The sequence below is a fragment of the Acinetobacter rudis genome (genome assembly GCF_000829675.1).
GTDB lineage: Bacteria > Pseudomonadota > Gammaproteobacteria > Pseudomonadales > Moraxellaceae > Acinetobacter > Acinetobacter rudis.
This window is the reverse complement of record NZ_BBRX01000139.1, coordinates 1-1874: the sequence shown is the minus strand read 5'-3', so window position 1 is coordinate 1874 and position 1874 is coordinate 1. Positions and strand designations below refer to the sequence as shown.

Here is a 1874-nt window from a genome sequence, read left to right as displayed (position 1 = left end):
ACGTTCTCGATCTGAGGAAGGTTTTGACGAGTTAGAGCATGAGGATGTGACAGAGGTTAGCTTTGAGGAAGCTTATTCACTTGTCCAAGAATATTTTGAATCATTGCCTTGGGAGCATTTTGATTGCAAGTAGAAGCATTTAATTTTCAAGGACAGCGATTTACTAATTTAGATGTAATTAAAAAAGTTCACTATGAAAATTTTTCCATTTTTTTAGTAATAGATGGTTTCAAACAAGATGAAGCTGTTCTAACTAGACAGCATATTGAACAGTTTGTTGAGGAGCTATTTCGTATAGTTACATCTTCTACAGGCTATTCTCAGTTTATGAGCTTTTTAAAACAATTAGATAAAGGTTTTAATGCTTCTGTTAGTTTTTTATGGTTAGAAAAAGATAAATGTCATGTTGGTTTTTGCGGAGATTGCCGTGTCTACTTAAATGGTAATTTAAAGACCGTAGATCATACTCATGCTTGGAAAATGTGTTCAAGAAAGATTATGAATCCTAATGTAATTGGAGAGTTATGTATTACTCATCCATATCAAAATGTCCTTAGTAAAACTATAAAAGACCATGAATGTGAAATAATTGATTTTGATTTACAGTCAGGAGATGAAATTTTTATTATTACTGATGGAGGATGGCAGCATCTACATCAAAAAATAATAAATAAAGAGTGTAATCCAATTGAATTATGTAATGAAATTTTTAATGACAATGCTAGTGGGTATTACATCAAAATATAGTTTTTAGTATTTTCTAATTATAAAGTTCCTCTACAATTAACATAATACACCTTATGCGAAATAGGTTTTATTATGTATGTTAAATCAAGCACTTAAGCTGTATTGAAAAACCTTGACCTACCGATCAGGGCTTTTTTGTCTTTTTTCACCGTTCCACGCCTATTTATTAAACAAAGTTCCACGGCTTTAATTAGTTGAAGCGAATAATCTTCAAATGGATCAAGGTAAGAAAAATCGACTGAAAAAACCTCTTTTCGGCTGCTCCGGTTCTAAGTGCTCCGGTACTGGAATGCGCTTATTTTCACTCGTATCAGGTTCTTTCTGCGGCATGGCGATAACTTCTTCTTCGTCCTCTGTAATCTGCTCCGCCTGAGTAGGTTCAGGGTCGATAGACGTAGGGATATGAGGCTTTGGGGCCTCTAATAAGCGTTGCATAGCTTCAATTTGTTCTTGATAGAAAGATTCACGTTCTAATGATTGATTCTCTCTAAGTAAAGCTTGATTCAATTGTTTTTCAAGTATGTCAACTTGTCGTTTTAATAAGTCAACTTCAGTCAAGTTTTGACTGTTAGTTGATTGACTCTGATTGACATTGGATGTTTTATTTTGAGGTTCTCCAAATACTCTTAAAGCTTCTGAAAAGTCAATTAACCCATCAGAACCTTTTGATAAATTTCCTTTATTTATATGGGCATATATAGCTTGTCTTGAATATCCATACAGCTTAGCTAATTCCGAAACTGATAATTTTTTCATATTGTAAACTGGGGTTAAATTGAGTTAATACTTTACTGTTAATTTGACAATGTCAATTTACAAACCTATTTAAATCCTAATTCTTTTAGATATGGAGAGTATTCTTTAATTTTTCTAGGATCTGTTAAGTCTCTAGAGATTCTAATTATAAAGTCATCATAGCTTTCACCAGCTTTACTATATTTTGATGCGAATGTGGGTTCATACGCTAACTTACCTGAGAACAAAAGAATCTGTTTATCTGTCAATTGGCCAATCAGTTCTAACTGTTCATTGCTTGTTTTAGAAATATTTTTAACAGATATCTTTGGCTTAAATGAAAAACTATAGCCTGAGATTGATCGTCCAGTTTTACGCTGTTCAGACTTAAC

2 protein-coding genes and 1 pseudogene are annotated in these 1874 nt (G+C 32.8%); 1 reads left to right on the top strand and 2 read right to left on the bottom strand.

Annotated features, from left to right (window positions below; all coding sequences use genetic code 11):
- Nucleotides 1-123: 123 nt before the first annotated feature.
- Nucleotides 124-747, top strand: coding sequence for a hypothetical protein (locus tag Aru01_RS18235; protein ID WP_016658045.1), 624 nt, complete (start codon nt 124-126; stop codon nt 745-747).
- 219 nt (nt 748-966) lie between these two features.
- On the opposite strand, the gene Aru01_RS18230 is transcribed toward Aru01_RS18235, so the two are convergent.
- Nucleotides 967-1503 carry a plasmid replication DNA-binding protein gene (locus Aru01_RS18230; protein WP_042111793.1) on the bottom strand — a complete coding sequence of 179 codons (537 nt, stop codon included), beginning with the start codon at nt 1501-1503 and terminating at the stop codon, nt 967-969.
- 65 nt (nt 1504-1568) lie between these two features.
- Nucleotides 1569-1874, bottom strand: a pseudogene (locus Aru01_RS18225) (replication initiation protein RepM); the annotation flags it as partial.

Bases quoted from the DNA above. Each gene is read 5' to 3' on its own strand.
- Aru01_RS18230 (WP_042111793.1), bottom strand. From the start codon at position 1,503: ATGAAAAAATTATCAGTTTCGGAATTAGCTAAGCTGTATGGATATTCA.